Source organism: Nonomuraea sp. CA-218870 (assembly GCF_050936535.1).
GTDB lineage: Bacteria > Actinomycetota > Actinomycetes > Streptosporangiales > Streptosporangiaceae > Nonomuraea > Nonomuraea corallina.
The window spans coordinates 5756535-5779549 of record NZ_JBNJMN010000001.1; the positions used below are offsets into that span (position 1 = coordinate 5756535).

Below are 23015 nucleotides of genomic sequence, written 5' to 3' on the forward strand. Positions count from 1 at the left end.
TCATGACTCGGACGGCAGGAGCCGCGCGAGCTCGTCGTCCGGCAGGGCCAGGACGAGCCGGTCGAGCTCCGCGGCGAGACGTTCGGCCAGCGCGGAGATGCGGGGTTCGGTCAGGATCTGCTTGATGCCGAGGTCCACGCCGAACGCGGTGCGGATGCGGAAGGCGATCTGGACGGCGTCGAGCGAGTTGCCGCCGAGTTCGAAGAAGTCGTCCTCCACGCCGGGCCGCTCGATCTCCAGCACGTCGCGCCAGATGTCGGCGATCGCCTCCTCGACGGGGTCGCGGGGGGCCACGTACCGGCCGCGGGTGGCGGGCCGGCCGGCCTCGGGGACCGGGAGCGCGGCCCGGTCGATCTTGCCGTTGGGGGTCAGCGGGAGCCGGTCCATGATCACGACGGTGCCGGGGACCATGTGTTCCGGCAGCCGCCCGGCGAGGTGGCCGAGCAGTTCCTCGGCGCTGACGGCCGCCTCCGGCTGGACGTAGGCGAGGAGCTTGCCCTCAGGGGCGGTCACCACGCACGCGGCCACCGCCGGGTGGTCGGCCAGCGCGGCCTCGACCTCGCCCAGCTCCACCCGGAAGCCTCTGATCTTGACCTGGTGATCGCGGCGGCCGAGGAACTCCAGCGTGCCGTCGGGCCGCCAGCAGGCCAGGTCGCCGGTGCGGTAGAGCCGGGCGCCCGGCGTGCCGGAGAACGGGTCGGCGACGAAGCGGTCGGCGGTGAGGCCGGGCCGACGCCAGTAGCCGACGGCCACGCCGGGACCGCCCAGCCACAGCTCGCCCGGCACGCCGGCGGGGGCCGGGGAGAGGGCCGAGCTCACCACCCACGCCTGGGTGTTGGCGATCGGCGGGCCGATCTGGCCGTTGCCGGCCGGGATGTCCGCCAGCGGCAGGCACGTGGAGATGCTCGTCACCTCGGTCGGGCCGTAGATGTTGTGCAGCCCTGGGTGGCCCGTCCTGCGCACGCTGGCCAGGTTGACGCGCTCGCCGCCGATGTAGACCTGGCCGACGGTGGAGAACACCGTGGGATCGGCGCCGACCGCCGAGTTGAACAGCGCCGTCACCAGGGCGAGCGTGGTGACGCCTTCCTTCCTGACCAGCTCGGCCAGGCGGGGTGGCGACAGCGCGATCTCGTTGGGGACGATCACCAGGCGGCCGCCGTTCAGCAGCGCCCCCCACAGCTCGAACAGCAGCGGGTCGAAGGAGGCGTTCGACAGCTGGGCCACCACGCTGTCGGGGCCGAGCCGCACGTAGTCGGTGCCGCACACCAGCCGCACGATGCCGCGGTGCGCCACCGCGACGCCCTTGGGCCGGCCGGTGGAGCCGGAGGTGTAGACGACGCTCGCCACCCGGTCACCGCCGCCGTGGCCCGCCGCTTCTGCCGGATCGGCCGGCCCGGCGATCTCCTCCAGGGGCATGCCCTGTCCTTCGGCGAGCGGCAGTCCGGCCAGCAGGTGGCGGTGCCCGAGCACCACGCCCGCGCCCGTGTCCGCCAGCATGAACGACAGCCGCTCGGCGGGGTACGACGGGTCGAGCGGCACGTACGACCCGCCGGCCCGCAGGATGCCGACGATCGCCGCGACCAGGTCCGCCGAGCGTTCGGCGCACAGCCCGACCAGGTCGCCCGGCCGCACCCCCGCCGCGCGGAGCCGGCCGGCGACCGCGCCCGCGCGCTCCCACAGGTCCGCGTAGCTCAGCCGGGTGCCGCCGTCCACGACGGCCACGCTCTCGGGCCGCAGCCGCACGTGCTCGGCCACCAGTTCGTCCAGCGACCGCTCCAGGGGCGCCGGGCGCAGCGTGGCGTTCCAGGCCTCCACCTGCGCCCGCTCGGCCGGGGCGGCCAGCGGCGCGGCGTCGACCGGAGACCGCGGGTCGGCGACGACCTGGTGCAGGGCGGTCAGGTAGTAGTCGCGGACGCGGCGGATCTGCTCGGGCGCGAAGTCCCCGGAGTGGAAGTCGAGCCCCATCAGCAGCCCGGAGCCCGAGCGCGGGTTGCGCAGGAATCCGCAGACGAACGGGTAGTTGGTCGGCTCGACCCGTACCGTGGTGAAGGCGTCCAGCTTGGGGTCGACGAAGGCGAGCTCTCCGGTGTCGAGCACGTCCTTCAGCACGTGGAAGTGGTTGTAGACGAAGTGCGTCTCGTACAGCGGGCCGCCGCCCGCGAGCTGCTGGATCCGCGACGCGGGGAAGCGGCGATGCGGCAGCAGGGCGTTCTCCTCCTCGAAGACGGCCCTGATGAGCTCGGCCCAGGTGCCGCCGACCCGCGCCCTGATCGGCAGCGAGTTGAGGAACAGGCCGCGCGACTCGGTGCCGTCGGCCTCCTCCAGCCGCCCGTTGAACGCCATGCCGGTGACGACGTCCCGTGTCCCCGCCAGGTAGGCGAGCACGCGCAGGTGCACGGCCAGCAGCACGCTCTTCAACGGCACCCCGAGCCGCTCGGCGACCCGCTCCAGCCCTTGGCAGAGCTCCGCCGGGATCTTGGTCTCGCGCCAGGCGTAGAACTCGCTGCTCCCCTCGGGAAGGGTCCAGTCCTCCACCGCGTACGCCGGGGCGGTCTCCTCGGCGGGGCAGTCCGCCGGCCAGCGGGGCAGCTCCAGCCGCTCCAGGCCGGCCAGCCGCCCGGTCCACCAGGCCCGCTCCTCCGGCGACTCCACCGCCCGCCGTTCGGCCTCGACGAAGTCACGGTAGGCGGAGGCCGGGGGCGGCTCGGGCGCGGCGGCCGGGTCCTTCAGCAGGGCGAGGTACCGCTCCAGGATCTCGGCGATCGTGGAGTGCAGGCTCCAGCCGTCGAGGATGGCGTGGTGTTCGACCAGCGTCCACTGGAAGGTGTCGTCACCGCGCCGGTGCACGAAGAAGCGCCACAGCGGCGGCCGGGCCAGGTCGAAGGGGCGCCCGCGCTCCCGGTCGACCAGCTCGCCGATGATCCGCCCCTGCTCCTCGGCGTCCAGCCCGCGCAGGTCCGCCACCTCGATCGGCAGTTCGGCGGCGCGGTGGACGAGCTGCAGCATGTCGCCGTAGCCGCTGAGGTGGAAGGAGGTCCGCAGGATGTCGTGGCGTGCCACCGCCTGCGCGGTCGCCTCGCGGAACGCGCGCTCGTCCCACGGCGCCCGCAGGTGGAAGCTGTCGACGTTCTGGTAGAGCATGCGGTCGTCGGACTCCATGTGGAAGACCATCCCGACCTGCAGCGCCGCCATCGGGTACGCGTCGGCCACGTCCTCGGGCAACCTGGCCCGGTCCTGCTCCGACACCAGCGCGAACCGTTCCCGCGCCCGCTCCACCGGCGCGGCGGGCATGATGTCGGTGGCCAGTCGCGCCACGGTCGGCAGCTGGAAGAGCCGCTGCAGCTCGAAGTCCAGCCCGCGCTCGCGGGCCAGGGCCAGCACCTGGACGCTGCGGATGGAGTCGCCGCCCAGGTGGAAGAAGTTGTCGGTGACGCCCACCCGGTCCAGTTCGAGCACCTCGGCCCAGACGGCGGCCAGCACCCGCTCGGTCTCGGTCCGTGGCGCGACGTAGGCCCGGCCCAGCGCGGGCCTCTCCTCGGCGGGGTCGGGCAGCGCCGCCCGGTCGATCTTGCCGTTGCGGCTCTGCGGCAGCTCGTCGAGGATGACCACGACCGAGGGGATGAGATGCGCGGGGAGCCTGGGCTCCAGGAACTCGTGCACGTCCTCGACGCTCAGCTCGTCCCGCGACTCGACGTAGGCGACCAGTCGCCGCTCCGGCGAGCCGTGCGCGACCACGACGCACCGCCCCACCCGGGGGTGTTCGCAGACGGCGGCCTCGACCTCGCCCGGCTCGATGCGGAAGCCCCGGATCTTGAGCTGGTGGTCGGCGCGGCCGTGGAACTCCAGGGTGCCGTCGGGCCGCCAGCTCGCCAGGTCGCCGCTGCGGTACATGCGCGCCCCCGGCCGGCCCGAGAACGGGTCCGGCAGGAAGCGCTCGGCGGTCAGGCCGGGCCGCTTCCAGTAGCCGCGCGCCACGCCGTCGCCGCTGACGTGGATCTCGCCGATCACCCCGGCCGCGACCGGCAGGCCGTCCCGGTCCAGGACGTGGATGCCCAGGTCGGGCAGGGGCACCCCGATCGGGCTGGTCCGCGACGCGAGGAGCTCCCCGGTGAGCGGGGCGTAGGTGCTGTGCACGGTGGTCTCGGTGATGCCGTACATGTTGACCAGCCGCGGGGCGTCCTCGGGGTGACGCCGCCACCAGCGGCGCACCGAGTCCCGGTCGAGCGCGTCGCCGGCGAAGACGACCAGCCGCAGCGCCAGCTCGCCGGCCAGGCGTTCGTCCACCTCGACGAACTGGCGGAAGACGGCCGGGGTGGCGTTCAGCACGGTGACCCGTTCGCGGGCCACGAGGTCGTAGTAGGCCTCGGGCTCGCGGCTCTCCCAGTGGCTCACCACGACCAGCCGGCCGCCGGTGCCCAGGCAGTTCCACACCTCCCAGACGGAGACGTCGAAGGAGCTGGAGTGCAGGAGCGTCCAGACGTCCCCGGGACCGAAGCCGTAGCCGGGCTGGGTGCCCGCCAGCAGCCGGACCACGTTGTGGTGGGTGACCATGACGGCCTTGGGCTCGCCGGTGGAGCCGGAGGTGTAGATCAGGTATGCGAGGTCGTCGGGGCCGGGTTGAGTGTCCGGGTGAGGCGCCTCGGCGGCCGGCGTCCCGGCGGCCGCCGCATCGGCCAGGACCGTGCGGTAGGCCCCGTCCGGCAGGTCGACGCCGCGCTGCGTGACCACGATCCCCAGCTCGGCATCGGCCAGCATGAACGCCAGCCGCGCCGCCGGGTAGGCGGGGTCGAGCGGCACGTAGGCCGCGCCGGTGCGCAGGATGGCGAGCATCCCGACGACGAGTTCCGCGCTGCGCCGGCAGGCCAGGCCGACCAGGTCGCCCGGCGCCGAGCCGAGCCGCGCGGCCAGGGCGCCCGACCGCTCCCACAGCTCGGCGTAGGTCAGCCGCAGCGGTCCGTCGCTGATGGCGACGGCGTCCGGCTGCGCCCTGACCTGCTCGGCCACCAGGGCGGGCAGGGTGCTGCCCGGTTCGATCCGCCGGGCCGGGCCCGACCAGCGCTCGATGAGCCGCTGCTCGGCCTCCGGCAGCGCGCTGACGCGCGAGACGGGCAGGTCGGGCGCGGCCATCAGCCCGGCGAGCAGGGTCTGCCACTGTTCGCCCAGCCGCCGCGCGGTCCCGGCGTCGAAGAGCGCGGTCGCGTACTCCAGCTCGACGCGCAGCTCGTCGTCGCAGTCGACCACAGTGACGGTGAGGTCGAACTTGGCGGTGCCGGTGTCGGCGGGCAGTTGCGTCGCCTCGGCGGCGCCCAGCCTCCAGCGGGAGCGCTCCTGCCGGTGCAGGCCGAACTGCACCTGGACCAGCGGCGGGTAGGACAGCTCGCGCTCCGGCTGCAGCGCGTCGACCAGTGCCGCGAAAGGCACCTGCTGGTGCGCCTGCGACTGCGCCGACGACTCGCGCACCCGCTCCAGCAGTTCGGCGAAGGTGGGGTCGCCGCTCAGGTCGGCCCGGATGACGAGGGTGTTGACGAAGAAGCCGACGAGCTCCTCCAGCTCGGGGGCCGGCCTCCCGGCCACCGGCGTGCCGATCACCAGGTCGGTGCGCCCGCTCCAGCGGCCGAGCACCAGCGCGAAGGCCGAGAAGAGCACCTCGAACACGGTCGCTCCGCAGGCCCTGGCCAGGTCGCGGACCCGCTCTGGGGCGGGGAGACGGAAGTGCTCGGTGGCGCCGTCGTACTCCTGCAGCGGCGGGCGGCGGCGGTCGGTGGGCAGTTCGAGCAGCGGCGGGAGGCCCTCCAGGTGCTCGCGCCACCAGGCCAGCCCTTCCTCCAGCGGCCTGGCCCGCTCCCAGGCCGCGTAGTCGGCGTACTCGACGGGAGATTCGGCGGGCTCACCGCCCGCCAGCTCCTTCAGCAGCAGGTCGAGTGACCAGCCGTCGACGGCGATGTGGTGGAAGGAGATCCACAACAGGTGGTGCTCCGCGGTGTGGCTGATCAGCCCGGCACGCAGCAGTGGGGCCGCCGCCAGGTCGAAGGGCTCCCTGACCCGCTCACCGGCGAGCCGCGTGGCGGCCTGCCGGTCAGCGGCCCGCTCGTGGCTCCACGGCACGTCGGCCCGCTCGTGCACTCGCGTGCGCGGACGACCGCCGGCGTCCGCCACGAAGGCGGTGCGCAGCACGGCGTGCCGGTCGGCCAGCCCCTGTACGGCCCGGCGCAGCTCTTCGGCGTCGGCGGGACCGCGCAGCTCCAGCAGCACGGGCACGTTGTAGAGGGGGGTGCCGGGCCGCCACTGGTCGAGGAACCACAGCCGCTCCTGGCCGGATGACAGCGGATCGTCGCCGGGCCGCCTGGGCGGCACCGTCGGCGAAGCGGCGGCCGGGTCGGCGAGGCCGGCTTCGGCGAGCAGCTTGTCGATCAGCAGTTCTCGTGCGCGGTCAGTGTGCATCTGCGATCTCTTCCTCCGCACCCACACGGGCGTGCCGTACCTGCAGGACGATGGCGGCTATCCGGTCCAGCCGGTCGGGATCCGCCTCGCGTAGCGCGGCGGCCAGACCCCGGACGGTCTTGTGCCGGAACAGGTCGCGGACCGAGATCGAGGTGCGCAGCGCGCGCTCGGCCCGGGTGGTGACCTTGACGGCGTGCAGCGAGTGGCCGCCGATCTCGAAGAAGTCGTCGTCGGCGCCCAGCCGCTCCAGGCCGAGCACCTCGGCCCAGATCTCGGCGAGCAGCTCCTCCACCGGACCGGCGGGCGCGACCGTCGCCGCCGGGCGCCGCTCCTCCGGCGCCGGCAGCGCGGACGTGTCCACCTTGCCGTTGGGGTCGAGCGGCATCCGGTCCACCAGGACCACGTGGCCGGGCATCAGATGGTCGGGCAGCTCGCGGGCCAGGGCCTCGCGCACCGCCCCGGCGGTCAGGCCGGCGTGACCGCCGGGCCGGACGTAGGCCACCAGCTCCACCGGGCCGTCCTGCGGGCCGCGCGCGACGACGACGCAGGCCCGCACCCCGGGCAGCGCCGACAGGGCCAGTTCGACCTCGCCGGGCTCGACGCGGAAACCGCGGATCTTCAGCTGCCGGTCGATGCGGCCGAGGAACTCCAGGGTCCCGCCGGACGTCCAGCGCACCAGGTCGCCGGTGCGGTAGAGCCGCCCCGGCCCGCCGGAGAAGGGGTCGGGGACGAAGGCGCGGGCGGTCGCGCCGGGCCGCCGCCAGTAGCCCCAGGCCACGCCGGGACCGCCGAGCCACAGCTCGCCCGGCACGCCCACCGGCGCGAGGTCACCGGTGTCCAGGTCGACCACGCAGGCGGTGGTGCCGGAGATCGGCCGGCCGATGGGACCCCTGGTGGTGGGCGGCTCGGCGAGCGGCCCGCAGGTGGAGAAGGTGGTGACCTCGGTCGGGCCGTAGGCGTCGTACAGGGCGCGCGGGCCGTGCCCGCCGCGCAGCACCTCCCCCACCCGCGCCACGTCGATCGCCTCGCCGCCGACGCAGAGGTGGTCGACGGTGGCGAAGGCGTCCGGCACCTCGCTGGTGACGGCGTTGAACAGGGCGGCGGTGAGGAAGAGCGTGGTGACGCGCTCGGCCCTGAGCAGCTCGGTCAGCGCCGGCGGCGACAGGGCCGTCGCGGGCGGGACGATGACCACCCTGCCTCCGTTGGCCAGCGCTCCCCAGACCTCGAAGGTGATGGCGTCGAAGGAGGCGTTGGACAGCTGGGCGAGCACGGTCGTGGTGTCGAGCGGGACGTAGTCGGCGCCGTGCACCAGGCGGACGACGCCGCGGTGCGGGACGACGACGCCCTTGGGGCGGCCGGTGGAACCGGAGGTGTAGATGACGTAGGCGGCGTCCTCGGACCGGATCGGCACCTCGGGCCCGGCCGCCGGGCTCAGGTCGTCGACGCGGATCGTCTCGACCCCGGTACGGGGAAGCGCGTCCAGCAGGTCACGGTGGCCGACCACGGTGCGGACACCGGTGTCCTCCACCATGAAGGACAGCCGGGCGGCCGGGTAGGAGGGGTCGAGCGGCACGTAGGCCGCGCCGGTCCGCACGATCGCGACCATGGCGACGATCAGGTCGGCGCCGCGGGGGCAGGCCAGGCCGATCAGCCGGCCGCGGCCGGGGCCGAGCCGCGCGGCCAGCGCGCCCGACCTGGCCCAGAGCTCGGCGTAGGTGAGCGTGACGCCATCCGCCGAGACGGCCACCGCGTCGCCGCGGTCGGCCACCTGACGGGCGACCAGCTCCGGGATGGTGAGACCGGCGTCCGCGCCCCGGGCATCAGGTTCCTGGACAGCCGGTTCCTGGACGTTAGGGTCCTGGACAGCCGGTTCCTGGACGTTAGGGTCCTGGACGTTAGGTTCCTGGACGTCCGTGACGCGGGACCAGCTCGTGAGCCTGCGTCGCTCGTCGGCGGGCAGCGCGCTGACCCGCGACACCGGCTCCCCTGGCGCCGCCAGCAGCCCGCGCACCAGCTCCAGCCACTGCGCGGCCAGGCGGTCGGCGGTGGCCGCGTCCCACAGGTCGGCGGCGTACTCCACCTCCAGCAGCATCTCGCCCGGCGCCTCGTGCAGCGTGAGCATGAGGTCGAACTTGGCGGTCCCGGTGTCGGTGTGCCGCAGCCGGGCCGCCAGCCCGTCGGCCAGCTCCCAGTCGTGGTGCGAGGGCCGGTAGTGCGCGAAGGCCACCTGCACCACCGGCGCGTGGCTCAGCGCCCGCTCCGGTTGCAGCGCCTCCACCAGCAGGGCGAACGGCAGTTCCTCGTGGCCGAGCGCGGCGGTCGCGCCGTGCCGTGTCCTCTCGACGAGCTGCGCGAAGCTCGGATCGCCGGCCACGTCGGCGCGGATCACCAGGGTGTTGACGAAGAAGCCGACGAGCGGCTCCAGCTCGGGCAGCGGCCTGGCCGCCACCGGGGTGGCGATGGGCAGATCGGTTCGGCCCGTCCAGCGGCGCAGCAGCAGCGCGAACGCTGACAGCGCCACGTCGAACACGGTCGCCGACCGCGACCGCGCGAAGTCCGTCAGCGCCGCGGCCAGGTCGGGTGGCAGCACCCGGCGCCTGGTGCCGCCGCGGAAACTCTGCACCGCCGGGCGCGGGCGGTCACCCGGGAGTTCCAGCACCGGCGGCAGCCCCGCCAGGTAGGAGCGCCACCACCGCAGGTGGCCGGCGACGGGACGGCCGCGCTGCCAGGCCGCGTAGTCGGCGTAGCCGTACCCGTCCAGCGGCGGCAGCGGCAGCCCTCGGTAGGCCGCGCCCAGGTCGTCGAGCAGGTGACGCAGCGACCAGCCGTCGACGGCCAGATGGTGGATGCACAGATGCAGCAGGTGCCGATCCGCTCCGACGCTGACCAGCCCGCCCCTGACCAGCGGCGGAACGCCGAGGTCGAACGGCTCGGCGACGTGTTCGCGCACCAGCCGCCAGGCGTGCGCCCAGTCGCCGGCCTCCTCCCACCGCCACGGCACCCGGGCGTCGCGGGTCAGGGGCCTCGGCTGCCCGTCCACGCTCTCGAAGGCGGTACGCAGCGCCGGATGGCGGTCGGCCACCCGCTGCAGCGCCTCGCCCAGCCGGTCGGGGTCCGCCGGGCCCGTCAGCTCCAGCACCAGCGGCACGTTGTGGAGCGCGGTGCCGGGGCGCCACTGCTCCAGGAACCACAGGCGCTCCTGCTCCGGCGACACCACGGCGGGTCCGGACGCGCCGGTCAGCGGGCGGGCCCGGCCGGCCGCGGCACGCTCGACGACCTTGGCACACCTGGCCAGCGTCGGGGCGGTGAACAGCTCGTCGAAGTGCACCTCGACCCCGAAGGCGGCGCGGATCCTGCTCAGGGCCATCGCGGCCAGGATGGAGTGGCCGCCGATGGCGAAGAAGTCGTCGTCCACGCCGACCCTGGGCACCTCCAGCACCTCGGCCCAGATGCCCGCCAGCGTCCGCTCGGTGGGCGTGCGCGGGGCGACGTAGGCGATCTCGTCCCAGTCCCCGGGCACCGCCATCGGCTCGGCGGCGAGCACCACGTCCGCCAGCGGCGTGTCCGGCTCCTCGGCCACAAGCCGCAGGAGGGTCTCCAGGCGGTCCAGGTGCCAGCGCATCGCCGGCTCGGTGTAGCGGTCGGCGTCGTAGTCGCACTCCAGCGTCCAGCCGTCCGCGGCCGCGCGCAGCAGGAACACGCAATCGCAGTCACGGAGCTCCAGGGCCGTCCGCTCGGTCTCGGCCCGCGTGATCCCGGCCGCCACCAGTACCCGGGGCTCGCCCTCGCGGTCCTGAAGATCGCTCAACCGGGTGCCGCCGGCCGAGGCGGAGCTCAACAGGTCGCCCAGCCGGGCGCCGTCGTGCACGGCCGAGCTCAGGACCACCAGCCCGCCGCCCGCCGCGCCTGCCGCACCCGCTGCTTCCGCCGTCCCCGCCGCGCCCACCGTGACCTCGTCCGAGTCCGGTGTGGCGATCAGCGCCAGCGCCGCCGCCGTCAGCCAGGCCAGGGGCGTCCCCGGCGCGGCCGGGACGGCGAGCCCGGCAGACAGGCGCCCCCGGACGTAGCCGGGCCGTACGGTGGGCGCGACGTCGTGAGGGAGCGTGGTCGCGCGGTTCACGACGCCCTCCCCGGCAGCACCACGTGATCACCGATGACCAGCCGGTCCAGGCCCGCGCGCAGGAAGGTGTCGACCGCCTCGCGCGGTGTGCGCACGATCGGCTGCCCGCGCATGTTGAACGAGGTGTTCAGCAGCACGGGCACCCCGGTGCGGGCGCCGAAGGCCTCCAGGAGCGCGTGCAGGAGGGGGTTGGCGTCGGACCCGAGCGTCTGGACCCGGGCGGTGCCGTCGACGTGGGTGACGGCGGCCAGCCGGTCGCGATGCTCGGCGCGGGTCCGGGTGGTGAACAGCATGTGCGCGTACTGCCGTTCGCGCCCGCGCCTGATCTCGAAGAACTCCGGCGCCGCCGCCTCGGTCACCACCGGGGCGAAGGGCCGGAAGTCCTCCCTTTTCTTGATCAGGTTGTTGATGTGGTCACGCATGCGCGCCTCGCGCGGGTCCGCCAGGATGCTGCGGCAGCCCAGCGCGCGCGGGCCGAACTCCATGCCGCCCTGGAACCAGGCCACGACCTCGCCCCGCTCCAGCGCCTCGGCGGTCTCCGCGAGCAACTCCGTCTCGTCCGTCACCCGCCGGGCACGGACGTCCTGCCTGGCCGCCAGGTGGCCGGCGATCTCGTCGGACTCGTACGCGCTGCCCCAGTACGGCATCCGCATCGGATGGATCGGGGTCTCCGGCTTGCGCGTCGCGTGCAGATACAGCGCCGAGCCCACCGCCGTCCCGTCGTCGCCCGCGCCCGGCGGCACGAAGACCCGGTCGAACAGGCGGCTGCGCAGAATGAGCCCGTTGGCCGTGCAGTTGAGCGCGACGCCGCCCGCGTAGCACAGGTCCCGCAACCCGGTCTGGCGGCGGAAGTGCCGCAGGACGTGCAGCAGGCAGCGTTCCAGCGCCCCCTGCGCCGCCGCCGCCAGGTCCATGTGGCGCTGCTCGATCGGCCCGCCCGGCTCCCTGGCCGGGCCGAACGTATCCTCCAGCACCGCCAGCACGCCGCGGTGGGTCTCGCGCTGCAGCAGGTCGCCGTCGCGGGCCAGCAGCGGGAGCGCGAAGCCGGGGCCGAGACGCAGGTGCACCAGCCGGCGCAGCTCGCGCTCGTAGCGGGTGCGGTCGCCGTACGACGCCAGGCCCATCATCTTGTACTCGTCGAGGGCCATCTCGAAGCCGAGGTACAGGGTGAACACGCCGTAGAGGGTGCCGAGCGAGTGCATGGCCGGGACCGTGTGCAGGACCTCCAGCTTGCCGCCGGTCCCGGCGAGCACGGTCAGGCTCTCCGTCTCGCCTCGGCCGTCGGCCACGAGCACCAGGCAGTCGTCGAACCCGCTGGCGTAGTACGCGCTGGCCGCGTGGGCGAGGTGGTGCGGTACGGGCGTGAAACGGGAGCGCACCGCCACGCCGGGGAAATGCTCGGCGAACCAGCCCACCTGGCGTTCGGGGTCGTACACCTCCGTGAACCGCCTGGCCAGGTAGCCGTCGCCGGACTCCAGCTCGGACCGCTCGTGGGCGAAGCCGTGGCCGATCAGGTCCAGGTCGTCCAGGCCGAGCCCGCCCCGCTCCAGGCAGAACCTGATGGCGTTGACGGGGAAGCTTCCGGTGGTCTTGTCGCCGGTGAACCGTTCCTCGGCCGCGGCGGCCACGATCCGGCCGTCCACGACCAGGGCGGCCGCCGAATCGCGGCCCTGGCTGATGCGGTACTCCCGTTCGGTGAGGCCGGGCAGTTCCCTGCGCTTGAACTCCTCGGAGTCGTGCAGGCCGCTGATACCGAGGATTCTCATCGCGCCTCCATGAAGGTTCCCGCGTGCGCCTGGAGCGCGGTCCGGTCGATCTTCTGGCTTCCGGTGAGGGGAAGGGCGGGCAGGATGACGACGTGCTGGGGCATCAGCGCGCGCGGGAGCCACCGCTCCAGGTGTTCCCGCAGCTCGGCCCCGCGCGTGCCGTCCGCCTGCGCGTACAGGATGAGCCGCTTGTCGTTGGCGCCGTGCTCCACGACCACCGCCGCCGCCCTGACGACCTGCCGATGCCGCTCGGCGACCGCCTCGATCTCCTCCAGCTCGACGCGCTGGCCGCGCAGCTTCACCTGGTGGTCGACGCGGCCGTGGTAGGCCAGCGTGCCGTCCGGACGCCACGCGCACAGGTCGCCGGTCCGGTACACCCGGCCCAGCTCGGGATGCTCCTGGAAGACGGCGGCCGTCCGCGCGGGGTCGCCGACGTAGCCGAGCGCGAGCTGCGGGCCGCTCAGCACCAGCTCGCCGATCTCCCCCACGGGGGCCGCGCGGTCCCACCGGTCGAGCACGGCGGCGCGGATGCCGGGCAGTGGCCTGCCGATCGGCACCGGATCCACCGGCGGGTCGGGCACGCGGTGCAGGACCGTGTAGATGGTGGTCTCGGTCGGCCCGTAGCCGTTCCACACGCGGGCCCCGGTGCGCTGCAGCCCGGCGACCAGGGCGGCGCCGAGCGCCTCCCCTCCCGCGATGACGTCCGTGCCGGCCAGGCTGCCCGGCTCCAGGTACGGCACGGTCATCCGCCAGGTGGTGGGAGTGGCCTGGACCAGGTCCAGGTGCCTGCCCGACAGCCAGGCCGCCAGCCGTTCCGGGTCCCGTTGCAGGTCCTCGCCGACCAGCACGAGGCGGCCGCCGGTGGCCAGCGGCAGGAAGATCTCCATGGTCGACATGTCGAAGGTCAGCGTGGCCATGCACGTGACGTGCGGGCGGTCGGCGCCGATCAGTTGAGCGATGGCGCCCACGCAGTGCCGCAGCGCGGCGTGCGGGACGGCGACCGCCTTCGGCGTGCCGGTGGAGCCCGACGTGGACAGCGCGTAGGCGACGCCGTCGAGCTCCACGGGGAAGCCGGGCGGCGCGACCGCCGTCTCCGCCAGGCCGGGCACCACGCGTCCGGCCACGTCGGCGCCGGGCGGCACGTCCGGGAGCACGTCCGGTGCGGTGACCAGGTCGAGCAGCACGCATCCGGGCACCTCGGCGCCGGGCGGCAGCACCGCGTACCGCGCGCCCGCCGACTCCAGCTGGCGGCTCAGCCGCAGCGGCGGGTGCGACGGGTCGAGCGGCAGGAACCCGGCGCCCAGCGACCACGTGGCCAGCAGCGCCGCGATGGTCTCGATCCGGCGCGGCAGGCCGATGCCGACGAGGTCGCCCCGGCCGACCCCGGCCCGCGCGAAGCCCATGGCGACGGCCGCGGTGAGCTCGCCGAGCTGCCGGTACGTGACGGTCCTGTCATCGTGCTCGATCGCCACCTCATGGGGCCGTGAGGACAGGTGCTCCTGGATCATCGAGGCCACGGTGCGGTCGGTGTCCCAGGAGCGTTCGGCGTGCGCGTCCGCGACGACGCGCGCGTCCTCGTCGCTCCACAACCACGCCCGCCCCGCCGGTTGCTCCGGGTCCGCTGCGAGCGCCGCGGCCAGGTGCCCGCGCAGCAGGGGCTCCGCCTCGACGGAGTGGGCGCCGAGGTCGGCCGCCAGCGTCCGCCCGCCGGCCGTCACCCGCACCACAGGACCGGCCGTCCCGGGCACGGTCGCGGCCCGCCCCGCGACCACGCTGAGAGGCGCCCGCCACGGCAGCCGAACCTCGTGCCCGCAGATCTCACCGCTCAGCTCATCCGCGCCGTCCTGGCGGGCGAGAACCACCAGCCCGGCCGCCGCGATAACCGCACCGGAAGGGACGTCGAGTTTATCCGCGAGCCGTTCCGCGGCCTCGAATATCTGATTTTCCATGGGGACGACGCCAATTCAGAGAGAGGGAATTCCACGAAACTCCGCGTGCCGAGCAGAAAGCTATAGGCCATCGAGCCCGGCCACGAGCAGGCAGGCAGCAAGGTGGCAAGTTCGCGCCAGGTTCGGCCGGGCCGCCCACGGCCGGTGTTACAGTGACGCCCGATAAGCAGCCGCGATGGGAAGAGAGCCGGAAATGGCGCAACTACTCAAGCGTCCGCAGATGCGCTACTACATTCTCGGTGACGTGCTTTCCAACCTCGGCGACTATGCGCTTTTCCTGGCCATGGCCATCTGGGTGAAAACACTCACGGGGAGCACGCCGGCGGCCGGGCTGGTGATGTTCGCCTTCGGCGGAGGCAGCCTGGTGCTGCCGCTGTCGGGCCTGCTGGTGGACCGCTTCCGCCGGCGTCCGCTGCTGGCCGCCTCGTACCTGTCGTCGGCGGCCGTCGTGCTGTTGCTCCTGCTGGTCGAGGACCGGGACGACGTCTGGCTCGTCTACGTGATCATGTTTCTGTACGGTGCGCTGGGCAGCGTCACCGGACCGGCGCAGAACGCCTTCCTGCCCACCGTCGTCCCGGAAGACCAGCTCGGCGACGCCAACGGCGCCGTGCAGGCGATGCGCGGCCTGCTCAGGGTGTTCGCCCCGATCATCGGCGCGGGGGTGTTCGTCTGGCAGGGCGCCCAGGTGGTCGTGGTGATCGACGCGGTGGTCTTCGTGGTGGCGGCCGGAGCCGTCCTGCTCATCCGGGTCTCGGAGCCGCGCCCCACCAGGACCGGCCAGCCGCTGATCGCCGAGACCACGGGCGGTCTGCGCTTCCTGCGCGACGCCGCCAACCTGCGCAGGCTCGTCATCGCCTGCGCCCTCACGATGCTCGTCATCGGCTTCTTCGAGTCCATCGCCATCGCCGTGGTCACCGACGGCCTGGCGCTTGAGGCCACCTTCCTCGCCGTCCTCGCCGGGACGCAGGCCGTCGGCACCATCGCGGGCGGCGTGGTCGCCGGCGGGGTGATCCGCCGTGCCGGCGAGCGCGGGCTGGTGATCATCGCGCTCGTCATGGTCGGGGTGAGCAGCCTGCTGCTGACCGTGCCGATCGTCGCGGTCGTCCTCGTGGGCATGCTGGTGCTTGGGGTGGCGGCGCCGTGGATCGTCATCGGCGCCACCACCTCACTCCAGCGCCGCACCCCGGAGGACCTGCGCGGACGCGTCTTCGCCGCGTTCGAGTTCGGCGTGACCGTGCCGCAGGTCGCCTCCATCGCCGTGGGCGCCAGCCTGATCGCGGCCCTCGACTACCGGGTGATGCTGGGCGTCGTCTGCGCGGTGGTGCTGCTGGCGGCGGTCGTCCTCGGCACCGGCCGCCCGGACGAACCTCCGCCCGCGGAATCACCCGACGCCGAGCCCGGCCCCGGCCAGGACGCCGAGCCGACCGCCGAGCCGACCGCCGCGTCGAACGCCGCGTCGAACGCCGCGTCGAACGCCGGACAGGACGCCCCCACCCGCTGAGGCGTCCGGCTCAGGGCAGGTCCACCACCAGCTCGCGGACCGGCTTGCGGACGCCGGTGTAGAAGGGGATCTCCAGCCGGGTGTGCCTGCGGGCCTGCGCACCGCGCAGGGTGCGCATCAGGTCGACGATGCGGTGCAGCTCGTCGGCCTCGAAGGCCAGCATCCACTCGTAGTCGTTGAGCGCGAAGGACGAGACGGTGTTGGCCCGCACGTCGGGGTAGTCGCGCGCCATCCGGCCGTGCTCGGCGAGCATCGCCCGCCGCTCGGAGTCCTCCAGGAGGTACCACTCCAGGGAGCGGACGAACGGGTAGACGCACACGTACGCGCGCGGCTCCTCCTCGGCCAGGAAGGCCGGGATGTGTGACTTGTTGAACTCGGCGGGCCGGTGCAGCGCCATCGCCGACCAGACCGGGCGGCTGTGCCGGCCGAGGGCGGTGCGGCGGAAGCGGGAGTAGACGTCCTGCAGGGCCTCGGGCGTCGGCGCGTGCCACCAGAACATGTAGTCGGCGTCGGCGCGCAGACCGGCCACGTCGTAGAGGCCGCGGGTGACCACGTCCTTGCCCGCGGCCTGCTCCAGGAGCTCCTCGACCTCGGCGCCGACCTCGTCGCGGGCGCCGGTGAGCGGCTCGCTCGCCTGGAACACCGACCACATGGTGTAGCGGATCACCTGGTTGAGATCGCGGGCCTTGGGCCGCGCTGCGTCCTGCGTCATGACTCTGATTCTCCTCGTTGGGACAGGTGGTCCAGGATCCGGGTGGCGGCCGTGCGCGCGGTCGCGACGCAGGCGGGGATGCCCAGCCCGTCGTAGGCCGCTCCGCAGACCGCCAGCGCCGGTTGCCCAGACACGGCGGCGTGCACGCGCGCCACCCGGTCGATGTGGCCCACGTCGTACTGCGGCAGAGCGCCGCCCCACCGGGTGACGCGGGAGTCGAGCGGGAGCCCGCGTGCCCCCATGACCTCGCTCATCTCGGCCATCGCCACCGAGACCAGCTCCGCGTCTTCGCGCTGCAGCAGGTGCTCCTCGCCGATCCGGCCGATGGAACAGCGCAGCAGCACCAGGTCGCGTGACAGGTGGGGCCACTTGACCGAGCTGAACGTGACCGCCTTGACGGCCCGCCGCTCGACCGGCGGCACCAGGTAGCCGCTGTTCGCGGGCGGCTCGGGGAAGGCGGCGGCGGGGTAGGCGAGGCTGACGATGGCCATGCTGGCGTACTCGATGCCCGCCAGCTCGGCGGCGGCCGTCGGCACCTCGGCCTCGAGCAGGCGGGAGGCGGCGGGCGCGGGCACGGCGATGATCACCGCGTCCGCCTCGATGACCTCGGGCCGGGGCACCGGCCCGGCGACGAGCCGCCAGCCGTGCTCGGTGCGGCGCAGCTCGCGTACGGTGACGCCGGTCCGCACGTCGGCCCCGGACGCCTTGGCGACGGCCTCCGGCAGGGCGCCCATGCCGGCGCGGAGCGTGGTGAAGACGGGGCCGGCGCCCTTGGGCGCCTCGTTGACGATGTGCCGGGCGGCGGTGAGCAGGGAGCGCTCGGCGCGGGCCGCGGCGGCGACGCGCGGCATCGTCGCCTCCAGCGACAACCTGTCGGAGCGGCCCGCGTAGACGCCGCCGAGCAGCGGCTCGACCAGCCGGTCGAGCACCTCGCCGCCCATCCTGGCCCGGATGTAGGCGGCGACGGACACGTCGGTGCGGACCAGGGTGGCGGGCATGATCCGGTCGAGCGGCACCCGCAGCAGCCCGGCCGGCGACAGGATGCCGGACTTGGCCAGCTCGGCCAGGTCGGACGGCACGCCCATGACCTGGCCTTTGGGCAGCGGCCTGAGCACCCCGCGGGTGAGGATGGCCGACGAGGCGCCGCCCGGGGTCACGAGGTCGTCGCCGAGGCCCACCGCCCTGGCCAGCTCCTTGCCCTCGGGCCGCCTGGCCAGCATGGCCTCCGCGCCGACGTCGAGGCTGACCCCGGCCACCTCCGTCGCGTACAGCTTGCCGCCGACGCGGGAGGCGCCGTCGAGCACCGTCACCTTGATCTGCTCGCCCGCGCCCTGCTTGAGGTGCCACGCGGCGGCCAGGCCGGAGATGCCACCGCCGATGACGGCGACGTGTGCGCGATTCCCTTCCACGCTTCCTGACGCTACCGCCTCCCGGTCCCGGTCAGGAGATCGGGGGACACGCGGATCAGGGCCCGGCGAACAAGGCCCGCACGGCGGCCGTGCGCTCGTCGTCCCACGTGACGCCGGGGTCGGGTTCGAGGAAGGTGACGCCGATGCCGGCCGCAGCCAGGCCGATGAGCGACCAGTCGGCGGGCGCGGAGGCCCCGGCCGGGTTGGCGGGCACCCGGCGGGTGAGCAGCTCCGGGTCCGGCAGGGCCATCAGGACCAGCCCGCGCATGCTCGCGCAGGCCAGGGTCGCGATGAGCGGGAAGCCGCCGCCGGCCTCCGGGCGCGGCCGGTAGCCCAGGGCGGTCGCGACCAGCTCCCAGCCGCGCGCGACCCGGTCGACGAACCGCGACTCGGACCGCCGCAGCGCCTCCCCCACGTCGGCGCGCAGCTCGCCGTCGGGCAGGCTGAGGAACGTGGCCTGGAGTGCCAGGTAGGTGCGCCACCCGGCGGAGCGGTGGATGGCCTCGAAGTCGCCGGCGGCGCTCACCCGCAGCATCTCGGTGAGCAGGTCGTGCCTGCCCCGCGGGGTGGCCGGCTCGGCGGCGCGCCCGTCGAGCACCGAGCCGAGCAGCCGCCGGGTGGCCTCCTCGTCGACCGCGGCGGCGGGCGCGGCGCCGCGCGCCAGCTCGCGCAGCAGGTCGGCGTGGAAGAGATCCTTGTACGGCCAGCGCCGGTAGACCGCGGTGCGCGACACCCCGGCCCGTTGGATGACGTCTTCGACGCTGATGTGGTCGAGACCGACGGTCAGCCCGTCCTGCTCGACCAGGGCGAGCGCGGCGTCGAGCATCCGCCGCCGCGTCTCCTGGTCGCTCAGGCGCGGCCTGCGGCGGGGGGCGGGCTCCGGCATCGACGCCTCCCTGGGCGGTTTGGTACGTTGCGGCGATGAGACATGGTATCCCAAGTTTCTTCATCTTGGTGCTCGTGCTCACCGTGCCCTTCCTCGCCGTGGACGCGGTGATCGGCGCGCGGATCCTGCCCGGGCTCCCCCTGGCCGCGCTGGCGTTCGTCTGCCCGGCGGTCGCCGCGCTCTGGCTGGAGTACCGGCGGTCCGGGCCGGCGGGCGCGCGGGCGCTGCTCGCCCGGGCGTTCGACGGTCGACGGGTCAAGGCCACGATCTGGTACGTCCCCGTCCTGCTGCTGTATCCGGCCGTCGTGACAGCGTCGTACGCGGTGCTGCGGCTGACGGGGGCCGACGTGCCCGGGCCCGACTTCTCGCTGACGCTGACGGTGCTGCTCGCGCTCGGATTCTTCGCCGGGGCCGTGTGCGAGGAACTCGGCTGGTCCGGGTACGCCACCGCGCCCCTGCGGGAACGGTGGGGCCCGCTGGGGGCCGCGCTCGTCCTGGGAGCGTTCTGGGCGGTGTGGCACTGGCCGGCGCTGCTGCTGGTGCAGCGCCCCGTGTCCTGGATCGCCTGGTGGTCGCTCGGCACCGTCGCCATCCGGGTGATCATGGTGTGGTTGTACGGCCGGACAGGGGACAGCGTCTTCGCCATGGCGCTCTTCCACATGACGGTCAACCTCGGCTGGCAACTGTTCCCCGTGAACGGGTCCCACTTCGACGTGCGGCTCGTCTCGACGATCACCGCCGCGGTCGCCGTGGCCGTCGTCGCCGCCGGAGGCCTGCGGACGCGGCACCGAGACGTGATCGTACCGTGATGGGTCCGATCAAACCCCGAGCCCGGCCGGAGCCGTCTACCGGTCATGAGGACAAAGCAGACGATCGCCGCGCTGCTGTCCGGGTGCGCGGCCCTGCTGCTGGCAGGATGCGCCGGAGGCGGCGAGGCGGCGTCGGTCGGGTCCGCCGACGCGCCCGCCCTCGCGACCGAGCAGGCCCCGGCACGGCAGACGAGCGCCCCGGCGGGCGGCGACGCTCAGGCGCGCGACGAGGCGGGGCGGGACCCGGCCGGCGGGGTGGAGGTCACCCGGCAGGACCGGGAGGTGATCTACACCGGCCGGATGACGGTCCGGGTGAAGGACGTCGCGGCCGCCGCACGGCAGGCCAAGGACATCGTCACCGGGGCCGGCGGCCATCTGGCCAAGGAGGAGTCCCGCTCCTCCGAGCACGCCAACGCGTCGGCGGAGCTGGAGTTCAAGATCCCGCCCGCGCGCTATCCGGACGTGCTGACCCGGCTCGGCGCCGACCTGGGCGAGCGGCTGTCGCTGAACCAGCAGACGGAGGACGTCACCCTCATGGTGGCCGACGTGGAGAGCCGGGTGAAGTCGGCGGAGCGGTCACTGGAGTCGCTGCGCACGCTGCTGACCAAGGCGGACACGATCGGCCAGGTGCTGGACGTGGAGCGCGAGATCGCCACCCGGGAGGCGAACCTGGAGTCGCTGCAGGCCCAGCGCAAGAGCCTGGCCGAGCAGACCGCCATGGCCACGCTCACGCTGCGGCTCGCGGGCCCGGCCGCCGCGGTGACGACGCCGTCGGACGAGCCCGCCGGGTTCCTCGGCGGTCTGCGGGCGGGCTGGGAGTCGCTCGTGGGCTTCCTCATGGTGCTGGTCACGGCGCTCGGCGCGGCCCTGCCGTGGCTGGTGGTGGTCACCCCGCCGGCGGTGCTGGCGGCGGTGCTGCTGCGCCGGCGCCGTCGCAGGACGGCCCGGCCCGTGTCCGGCCCGCCCGCCCCCGACCCGTCCACCTCCTGACGCGCCACCCTTGCGGACGTACGACCCGGAACCAGAACCCGCCGCCCCTCCCCCGCCCCGCGCACCCTCCCGGAGTCGTCCGAGGGCGGGGGCCAGGGAACCGGGACGATCAGGTTCGGGCGGTCGGCCCCGGACCCGCAAGAGGGCGGGCCTTCGGAGCGCGGGCCGTCAGGGGGCGGGCGGTCGGAGGGTCAGGAGTCGTGGACCAGGTCCGTCAGGCGTTTGAGCTGGTCGGGGTCGGTGGACGGGAGGACGCCGTGGCCGAGGTTGAACACGTGGCCCTCGGCCGCCTCGCCGCGGCGCAGCACCTCGCGCGCCTTGCGCTCGACGACCTCCCACGGGGCCAGCAGGATGGCCGGGTCGAGGTTGCCCTGGAGGGCCTTGCCGGGCCCGACGCGGCGGGCCGCCTCGTCGAGCGGCACCCGCCAGTCGACGCCGACCACGTCGGCCCCCGACTCGCCGAGCAGCCCGAGCAGCTCGCCGGTGCCGACGCCGAAGTGGATGCGCGGCACGCCCAGGTCTTCCAGGCCGGCGAAGATGCGCCGGGTGTGCGGCAGGACGAACTCGCGGTAGTCCTCCGCCGCCACCGCGCCCACCCACGAGTCGAACAGCTGGACGGCGGAGGCGCCGGCCGCGATCTGGAGGCGCAGGTGTTCGAGGACGATGCCGGCCAGCCGGTCCATGAGGGCGTGCCACAGCTCGGGCTCGCCGTACATCATGGCCTTGGTGCGGTCGTGGTTCTTGGACGGCCCGCCCTCGATGAGGTAGGAGCCGAGCGTGAACGGAGCGCCGGCGAAGCCGATCAGCGGCGTGCCGCCCAGCTCGCCGGTCAGCGCCTCGATCGCCTCGGTGACGTACGGCACGTCGCCGGGCTCCAGCGGGCGCAGCGCGTCGAGCCCGGCCCGGTCGCGGATCGGGTCGGCGACGACGGGGCCGACGCCGGGCTTGATGTCGAGGTCGACGCCGATGGCCTTGAGCGGCACGACGATGTCGCTGAAGAAGATGGCCGCGTCGACGCCGTAGCGGCGGACCGGCTGCATGGTGATCTCGACGATCAGGTCGGGCGTGGCGCACGCGGTGAGCATGGGCACGCCTTCGCGCGCCTTGAGGTATTCGGGCAGCGAGCGCCCGGCCTGGCGCATGTACCAGACAGGAGTGTGCGGGACGTCCTGGCGGCGGCAGGCACGCAGGAAGGCGGAGTCGGCGAGATTCACCCTTCCAGGGTGCCATGGCGGTGCCGCGGTCCCGTCATCGGCGCGTTGTCGGGAAAATCCCGTCAGTCACCCCCCCATCCATGATCAGATGTACGGGTGGACGTTTCAGCGCCGATCCTCGGAGTCGAGGCCGCCCCATGCGACAGCCAGCCGCCGGTCTCAGGCGGGCCAATTGTCGGCAAAGGCACCGCGCGGCATCGATTCGTCATCCACTTTCGGGACACGCCGAGCGCGTTGCACGGAATTGTCAGTCGCTCGTGCCAACGTCGGAGCCACGACCCGAAGAAAGGCCCCGGTTCGATGACTGGTGCGATGACAGCGTTGTGGAGTTCCGCGCAGTGCCGCAGCGGGCACTGCGCGTCCTGCGCCGGCGAGCGGCTGTTCGAGCAGCCGGTCTGCGCCGACGGGCACGAGATCGGCGAGTGCCCGGAGTGGGCCTGCGTCTCGTGCGGCCATGCCGTCATCCTCGGTTCCGCCCAGCTCGCCCGCCCGGTCCGCCAGCTGGCGACGGTGTGACCGCGCACGATGAGCACCCCCGTGGTCCCCTTCCGCCCCCCTTCGACCTACTCTTCGACTATGACCCTCGGTGAGCGGCCACCGGCACCCGCGGCGTTCCGCCGCGCGGCCGAGAGCCTGCGGCCGGCCGAGGTCAGGCCGGAGATCGAGCTGGAGGAGCTGCCCGCGCCCCAGCGCCTGGCCCCCCACTCGGCGGCGATCGGCGCGTCGGTCTACCGCGACGACGACGAGCTCGCGGTCGGCCGGCTGATCCTGCTCTACGACCCCGACGGCCAGCGCGGGTGGGACGGCCCGTTCCGGCTGGTGGCCTACGTGCGGGCCGACATGGAGCCGGAGATCACCTCCGACCCGCTGCTCGGGCCCGTCGCGTGGAGCTGGCTGACGGAGGCGCTCGACGCCCATGACGCCGCCTACTCCGCCGCCGGCGGTACGGTGACAAGAGCGGTGTCCGAGGGCTTCGGCAACAAGGCCGACGACCCGGTCACCACCGAGCTCGAGTTGCGGGCGTCCTGGTCCCCCGCGCAGGAGGACCTGTCCGGTCACGTCGCCGCGTGGTGTGACCTCATGTGCGTGGCGGCCGGGATCCCGCCGCTCCCCCCTGACGTGGCCGCCATGCCTCGCAGACGCGAAGATCCGGAGAGTGACCGAACGACGTGAGGGCACCAGACAACACAGCAACGGTGTCATGAGGGCGGTGGTGGA

At 73.9% G+C, this 23015-nt stretch carries 13 protein-coding genes; 5 read left to right on the forward strand and 8 right to left on the reverse strand.

The window, feature by feature from the left end:
* The 4 genes from ACQEUU_RS27495 to ACQEUU_RS27510 are packed head-to-tail and all read right to left on the reverse strand — an operon-like array spanning position 1 to position 14276.
* Entirely contained in the window at positions 1-6441 is a 6441-nt protein-coding gene (locus tag ACQEUU_RS27495; RefSeq protein WP_433071269.1) for an amino acid adenylation domain-containing protein, read from the reverse strand.
* Positions 6431-10561, reverse strand: a complete 4131-nt coding sequence (locus tag ACQEUU_RS27500) for an amino acid adenylation domain-containing protein (RefSeq protein WP_433071271.1) — start codon at positions 10559-10561, stop codon at positions 6431-6433. The genes ACQEUU_RS27495 and ACQEUU_RS27500 overlap by 11 nt, the downstream gene beginning before the upstream one ends.
* The gene (locus ACQEUU_RS27505; RefSeq protein ID WP_433071273.1) at positions 10558-12327 is read right to left on the reverse strand and encodes a carbamoyltransferase family protein; all 1770 of its coding nucleotides are present in this window, start codon (positions 12325-12327) and stop codon (positions 10558-10560) included. Before ACQEUU_RS27505 ends, ACQEUU_RS27500 begins: the two co-directional genes overlap by 4 nt.
* Entirely contained in the window at positions 12324-14276 is a 1953-nt protein-coding gene (locus ACQEUU_RS27510; RefSeq protein WP_433071275.1) for an amino acid adenylation domain-containing protein, read from the reverse strand. The genes ACQEUU_RS27505 and ACQEUU_RS27510 overlap by 4 nt, the downstream gene beginning before the upstream one ends.
* Positions 14277-14496: 220 nt before the next feature.
* Here ACQEUU_RS27510 and ACQEUU_RS27515 point away from each other — a divergent pair, with 220 nt between their 5' ends.
* Positions 14497-15777 carry an MFS transporter gene (locus ACQEUU_RS27515; protein WP_433071277.1) on the forward strand — a complete coding sequence of 427 codons (1281 nt, stop codon included), beginning with the start codon at positions 14497-14499 and terminating at the stop codon, positions 15775-15777.
* Positions 15778-15787: 10 nt separating this feature from the next.
* Here the strand turns inward: ACQEUU_RS27515 and hemQ are convergent, their stop codons facing one another.
* The 3 genes from hemQ to ACQEUU_RS27530 are packed head-to-tail and all read right to left on the reverse strand — an operon-like array spanning position 15788 to position 18784.
* A complete protein-coding gene (hemQ, locus tag ACQEUU_RS27520) occupies positions 15788-16489 on the reverse strand; it encodes a hydrogen peroxide-dependent heme synthase (RefSeq protein ID WP_433071279.1) in 702 nt (233 codons plus the stop codon).
* Positions 16486-17898: a protoporphyrinogen oxidase gene (gene hemG / locus ACQEUU_RS27525; protein ID WP_433071281.1), complete on the reverse strand. Its 1413-nt coding sequence runs from the start codon at positions 17896-17898 to the stop codon at positions 16486-16488. The genes hemQ and hemG overlap by 4 nt, the downstream gene beginning before the upstream one ends.
* A gap of 55 nt (positions 17899-17953) precedes the next feature.
* Positions 17954-18784: a TetR/AcrR family transcriptional regulator gene (locus ACQEUU_RS27530; protein WP_433071283.1), complete on the reverse strand. Its 831-nt coding sequence runs from the start codon at positions 18782-18784 to the stop codon at positions 17954-17956.
* 74 nt (positions 18785-18858) lie between these two features.
* On the opposite strand from ACQEUU_RS27530, the gene ACQEUU_RS27535 reads away from it, so the two are divergent.
* Together ACQEUU_RS27535 and ACQEUU_RS27540 are read left to right on the forward strand one after the other, a co-directional pair.
* Entirely contained in the window at positions 18859-19593 is a 735-nt protein-coding gene (locus tag ACQEUU_RS27535; RefSeq protein WP_433071285.1) for a lysostaphin resistance A-like protein, read from the forward strand.
* Positions 19594-19638: 45 nt separating this feature from the next.
* Positions 19639-20583 (forward strand): DUF4349 domain-containing protein, encoded by a 945-nt coding sequence (locus ACQEUU_RS27540; protein WP_433071287.1) that lies wholly within the window; start codon positions 19639-19641, stop codon positions 20581-20583.
* A 191-nt stretch (positions 20584-20774) separates the two neighbouring features.
* On the opposite strand, the gene hemE is transcribed toward ACQEUU_RS27540, so the two are convergent.
* Positions 20775-21773, reverse strand: coding sequence for a uroporphyrinogen decarboxylase (gene hemE, locus ACQEUU_RS27545; RefSeq protein WP_433072005.1), 999 nt, complete (start codon positions 21771-21773; stop codon positions 20775-20777).
* 336 nt (positions 21774-22109) lie between these two features.
* Here hemE and ACQEUU_RS27550 point away from each other — a divergent pair, with 336 nt between their 5' ends.
* A complete protein-coding gene (locus ACQEUU_RS27550) occupies positions 22110-22313 on the forward strand; it encodes a hypothetical protein (protein ID WP_433071289.1) in 204 nt (67 codons plus the stop codon).
* A gap of 60 nt (positions 22314-22373) precedes the next feature.
* Positions 22374-22970 carry a DUF3000 domain-containing protein gene (locus ACQEUU_RS27555; protein ID WP_433071291.1) on the forward strand — a complete coding sequence of 199 codons (597 nt, stop codon included), beginning with the start codon at positions 22374-22376 and terminating at the stop codon, positions 22968-22970.
* Positions 22971-23015 lie beyond the last annotated feature (45 nt).